At 67.9% G+C, this 5,410-nt stretch carries 2 protein-coding genes; both read right to left on the bottom strand.

Annotated elements, in window-relative coordinates; translation table 11 throughout:
• The coding region (locus tag QP089_RS48605) for a non-ribosomal peptide synthetase (RefSeq protein WP_285921424.1) at positions 1–3,411 on the bottom strand (3,411 nt) is incomplete at its 3' end.
• A 24-nt stretch (positions 3,412–3,435) separates the two neighbouring features.
• Positions 3,436–5,410: AMP-binding protein (locus tag QP089_RS48600; protein ID WP_285921423.1), on the bottom strand; the 1,975-nt coding region annotated here is incomplete at its 5' end.

The raw sequence follows: 5,410 nt of genomic DNA, 5'->3' as shown, positions 1-5,410 counted from the left end.
GGCATGCTCGATTCCGGCGGGCAGGCCCAGCACCATCCACTGGGCGTACCGGCCGAACTTGCCGCCGCGCTCCAGCATCCACCGCGCCACCGGCAACAACCCGACCTCACCCACACCACCACCGGGCAGCTCCGCCAACACGTGGGTCGAATCCGCACCATCGGCGACGGCGGCCAGCGCGGCGACCGTGCGCGCTTGGAAGATCTGCCGGGCGGTCACCACCACACCAGCACGGCGAGCCCGCGTCACCACCTGAATCGAACGGATGCTGTCCCCGCCCAACGCGAAGAAATCATCATCCACACCGACCCGGCCCACACCAAGCACCTCGGCGAAAACCTCCGCCAACGCCTTCTCCACCGCAGACGCAGGGGCCCGGTATTCTCCCGCCGACGAAAACACCGGAGCCGGCAACGCAGCCCGATCCACCTTCCCATTCACCGTCAACGGCAACCGCTCCAACACCACAAAAGCCGCCGGAACCATGTACTCCGGCAACCGCCCCGCAGCAAAACCACGCAGTTCAGAAACGATGTGGTCGGTGACGATGCCGTCCACGACGACCAGATCTCCGTGGAATTCCAGAACGCCGTCGATTCCTTCAGTGGCAGGCTGCGCCGCTTCCGAACGGTTCGGAACCACGTAAGCGACGAGTCGTTTCCCTACATCGGTGACGTCGGATGCGGTGGCGTCGTCGGAGCGGGCGATGACCGCAGCTTGGGCGACAGCAGGGTGCGCGGCCAGCACCGCCTCGATCTCGCCCGGCTCGATCCGGAACCCCCGCACCTGCACCTGATCATCAGAGCGGCCCACGTACACCAGTTCGCCGCGGCGCGTCCACCGCGCCAGATCACCCGTCCGATACAACCGCCCACCATCAGGATTGAACGGATCAGCCACAAACCGTGACGCCGTCAAACCCGCACGATTCAGGTACCCGCGCGCCACACCATTGCCCGCGACATACAGTTCTCCGACCACACCCGGCGGCACCGGCATGAGTGCGTCGTCGAGCACGTAGGTGCGGACGTTCTCCAACGGCACACCCACCGGAGAGCCGCCAGCGGGCTCATTGCCGGGTTCCAGTTCGAGGCGGGTGACGTGCACGGTGGTCTCGGTGATGCCGTACATGTTCACCACCGCCGGCGCCGGATCCGCCAACCCCCACCAACCCCGCAGCCGCGCCGGATCCACCGCCTCACCACCCAGCACCACCATCCGCAACGCCGACTCCGCCACCATCTGCGAGTCGGCCGCCTCGATCAGCCCATAGAAAGCCGCCGGTGTCTGGCTCAGCACCGTGACGCCTTCATCGACCAGCACTTGCCAAAGGTCGGACGGGGACCGCACCACATCCCACGGCATCAGCACCACACGACCGCCGTACAGCAGCGCACCCCACATCTCCCACACCGAGAAATCGAACGCCTGCGAATGACACCACGCCCACACATCACCCGGACCAAACCCAGCCCAATGATCCGTCCCCACAAACAGCGAGACCACGCTGCCGAAGCTCACTCCCACACCCTTAGGCGCGCCCGTAGAACCCGACGTATAGATCACATACGCCAAATGCTCCGGCACCAACCGCCCAAGACGATCAGCGTCCGTTGGCGCTCGCTCCAGCAAGCTCCGCTCATCATCTACGAACACCAACGGCACATCGATGTCAGGAAGAACGCCAGCCGTCTGATGGTCGGTGACGATCACCAGCGGTGCGGCATCGCGAAGCACGTACTCCATCCGCGGTCCCGGATACTGCGGATCCACCGGCACATACGCCCCACCCGCCTTCGACACCGCCAGCAAACCCACCACCAAATCCACCGACCGACCCAAAACCACACCCACCAACACATCCGGACCCACACCACGCCCGATCAGCTCAAATGCCAACGCATTCGCCCGACCCTCCAACTCCCCATAACTCAACGACACACCACCAGCCACCACCGCCACCGCATCCGGCGACCCCGCCACCACCGCCTCGAACACACCCGGCAACACCCACCCCGGCACACCAAGATCGGTGTCGTTCCACTCCTCCACCACCAACGACCGCTCCACGCCCGTCAACACCCCTACCTCACGCAGCAACACCCCCACATCACCGACGACACACTCCAACACGCGCGCAAAACGCTCCGCCAAGCGCTCGGCCGTTCCCCGGTCGAACAGGTCCGTGGCGAATTCGAGGAATCCGCGGAATTCCCGGCTCTCGGCGGCATCGGCCTCGGCCATGATCAGGCTCAGGTCGAATTTCGCCGCCTGGTTGACGGTGGGCTCGACCGACCATTGGAGGGTGGGCAGCCGCACCGCGTCCCCGGGCGTCGCGATGGTGCTCTGCCAGACGAAGGCGACCTGGAAAAGCGGGTGATAGGCAGTCGATCGCTCCGGGTTCAGCAGCTCCACCAGGCGCTCGAACGGCACATCCTGGTTGTCGTACGCCGCCAGCGCCTTATCCCGCACCTCACCCACAACCTCCGCGAACGACCGCCCACCCGACACATCGACACGCAGAACCCAGTTGTTGACGAAGAACCCGATCAGATCGTTGAGGTCTTCGTCCGTACGGCCGGCGATCGGCGAGCCCATCGTGACGTCGGCGCCCGCACCCAACCGCGACAACAGCACCGCAAAAGCCGCCTGCAACACCATCGGCACCGTCGCACCATGCCGGCGCGCGACCTGCTCGACTTCGGCCGCCAGTTCGGACGGCACGGTGAACTCCACCGTCTCGCCCCGATGGCTGCGCGTTGCCGGACGCGGCCGGTCGGTGGGAAGCGGCAACGGCTGCGGGGCGTCCGCCAGTTCCTTGCGCCAGTACTCGACCTGCCGGGACGCGACGCTTTCCGGATCGGAAAGGTCCCCCAGGAGTTCCTGCTGCCACAGCGTGTAGTCGGCGTACTGGACCCGCAGCGGCTCCCACCCCGGTTCCTGCCCGTGGGCCCGCGTGGCATAAGCCGCCGACAGGTCCCGCGCCAACGGCGCCATCGATCCTGCGTCCGCTGCGATGTGGTGCATCAGGACGACCAAGACGTACTCGTCCTCACCACACTGAAAAAGCGACCCGCGAATCGGGATCTCCGACTCCAGCGCGAACTCGTACGCCACTGCCTCAGCTACCGCGTCCGCCACCCGCTCCGGCTGCACCCGACGCAACGGAACCTCAACCGCCACCTCATCCGCCGGAACGATCCGCTGAAACGCCACCCCGCGCTCGTCCTCGCCAATCACCGTCCGCAGGCTCTCGTGCCGCGTCACCACGTCACGCAAAGCCGCGGACATCAGGTCGGCGTCCACTGCGCCGCGGAATCGCAGCACCACCGGCAGGTTGTACGTCACCGACGGGCCCTCGAACCGGTACAGGAACCACAGCCGGCTCTGCGCATACGACAACGGGATCATGGCGTTACCTCGATTTCGCGTCGTTCACCGGCTGCGGCTCTCCGTCACCGGCGTCGGCAACGCGGCCTGGTCCACTTGGCCGTCGGCTGTCAGGGGGAGTTGGTCGACCGTCACGAACGCCACGGGCACCATGGGGGCAGGCACGCGGTCCGCAACGAAGTCGCGCAGGTCGTCCACCGGGTCACCGGCGGTTTCCGGCACCACGTAGGCGACCAGCAGTCTCGTTCCGTCGGCTCGGTCGCGGATGACGACGGCCGCCTGTGCGACCCCCGGATGCGCGGTGACCGCCGACTGGACGTCGCCCAGCGCGATCCGCATGCCGCGGAGGCGCACCCGGTCGTCGGTGCGGCCGACGTACATCAGCTCGCCGGTCCTCGTCCGGCGGACGAGGTCGCCGGTGCGGTACATCCGTCCGCCGGACGGGTCGAACGGGTTGGCGACGAACCGGGACGCCGTCAGGCCCGGGGCGCCGAGGTAGCCGCGGGCGAGCCCGGGGCCTGCGATGTACAGCTCTCCGGTCACCCGTGGCGGGACCGGTGCGAGGCCCGGGCCGAGCACGAGCACCTGAACGTCCTGGAGTGGCATTCCGAGCGGGGCGGTTCCGGCGGCGGCCCAGTCGTCCGAAGGATCGACCGTCAGGGTCGTCGCGGATCCGGTCTCCGGTTGCCCGTACCAGCTCAGGACGCTCGCTCCCGGGATGGCCTCGCGTGCGCGAGTCACCAGGTCAGCGGGCAGTTCCTCGCCGGAGAAGACGACGGCGGCGGCACCGATGTGGCCGTCCGTGCTCTCCAGCAGCCCGGCGAGCGCGGACGGCGCCGTGCTGATGATGGTCCTGCTTCCGGTACCGGACGGCGACGGGCTCGCCGGATCCCCGGCGAGGTCGAGGGTGCCGCCGGTGGACAGGGCCACGAGCGTCTCGGTGATCCGCGTGTCGGAGCCGGCCTGCATACAGGACACGAGCCTGGCCCCGGGGCCGGTGCCGAGCCGCGCGGCCAGCTGCGTGACGAGACCCGTGACGTTCCTGTGGGTGACGGCCGCGCCGTATGGCGAGCCGTCCGATCCGGGACCGCTCGCATACGCCAGGTGTTGCGGACGCAGCGGGCGCAGCCGGTCGGCGTCGGTCGGAGCTTGATCGATGGGCGTCCACGTGCCGTCCACGTACAGGCACGGAATCCCCGGCTCCGGCAGCATCTCCGCGGTCTCCCGATCGGTCAGGACGACCTGCGGACCGGTGCCGTTCAGACTGCCGACTGCATCGAGCACGGGACGTCGCGCGTCGATCGGCAGGTGCACGCCGCCGGCCTTGGCGACCGCGAGCAGCGCCACCACCGAGTCCAGCGGCCGCCGCGTCGCCACCGCGACCGGACGGTCCGGGCCGACGCCTCGTTCGATCAGCTCGAATGCCAAGCCGTTGGCGCGGGCGTCCAGTTCGGCGTAGGTGAGGGAGCGGGCGCCGTCGGTGACGGCGACGGCGCCTGGCATGGCGGCCACGGCCGCCTCGAACATCCCGGGCAGCAGCGCCTTGTCGTTCGTGGCGCGGGTCGCCGGCCGCCTGCCCTCCGATGCGACGGGCCGCGCTTGCCTCTGCTCCAAGAACGCCCGTTCCTCGGCAGAGAGCACTTCCACGGAACCAACGGGGACGTCGGGGTTCTCAATGATCTGTTCGAGGACGCGCAGGTACCGGTCCGCCATTTGCTGGACGGCCTGCTGCTCGAGCACCTCGCGCTGGTATTGGAGTGTCATGCGCAGCGGTTCCGGGACGGCCATGAGCGTCAGCGGATAATGCGTCCCGGTCGAATACCGGAGCCGACTCATCGTGAGGCCGAACTCCGCCATCTCGGCACCGGCACCGTCCCACGGATAGGACTCGAACACCACGATGGTGTCGAAGAGGGTGGGTAGGCCGGTGTCCTTTTGGATGTCGGCCAGGCTGTAGTGGTGGTGGTCCAGCAGGGCTGCTTGGCGGTCTTGCAGGTCGGTGAGTACGTCGGCGAGGGAG

The sequence above is a fragment of the Actinomadura opuntiae genome (genome assembly GCF_030283205.1).
Lineage (GTDB): Bacteria > Actinomycetota > Actinomycetes > Streptosporangiales > Streptosporangiaceae > Spirillospora.
This window is presented reverse-complemented; position numbering and strand designations above follow the sequence as displayed.